At 51.1% G+C, this 693-nt stretch carries 1 protein-coding gene; it reads left to right on the forward strand.

Annotated elements, in window-relative coordinates; all coding sequences use genetic code 11:
* Positions 1 to 693 (forward strand): DUF4058 family protein (locus AC0QH1_RS00650; RefSeq protein WP_324628799.1); only part of this gene is annotated, 693 nt, incomplete at its 5' end.

The raw sequence follows: 693 nt of genomic DNA on the forward strand, positions 1-693 counted from the left end.
TTAGTGCCTCAACTGCGCCCCAAATATCGGGTGGCGATTGAAAAGCGGGTGTATGAAATGGCGGGAAATGATAGCTTGTTGGTGGGAATTCCGGATGTTATAGTTCAACGGCGTTCTACTCCTAAATCCGAGGGGGATTCTACTGTAGCGGTTGCACCATTAACGACCCAAAAACCCAAGCGGGTCGAGGTTCCGATGCCGATGGAATTCCGGGAAGCTTATTTAGAAGTGAGGGAGATGGCAACTGGGGAAGTGGTGACGGTTATCGAGGTTCTTTCTCCGGCGAATAAGCGGATGGGAAAAGGACGACAGGTTTATGAAGAAAAGCGCGATCGCCTGTTGGGAAGTCGCACCCATTTGGTGGAAATCGATTTGCTGCGAAGTGGGGAACCGATGCCGATTTTAGGTAACGATACGGAAGGGAGTTATCGGATTTTGGTGAGTCGGGGCGATCGCCGTCCTCAAGCGGATTTATATCTGTTTAATCTCCCGGATGCAATCCCGGCGTTTTCCCTCCCGTTGCGTTCTGAGGATACGGAACCGATGGTGGATTTACAAGGGCTATTGAACGGGGTTTACGATCGCGCCGGCTATGATTTTATCGTGGATTATGCCAGAGAACCGATACCGCCTCTGTGTCAATCCGATGCCATTTGGACCGATGCTTGGTTGCGAGACCGAGGATTGCGTTAA

The organism is Phormidium sp. CCY1219, assembly GCF_055795085.1.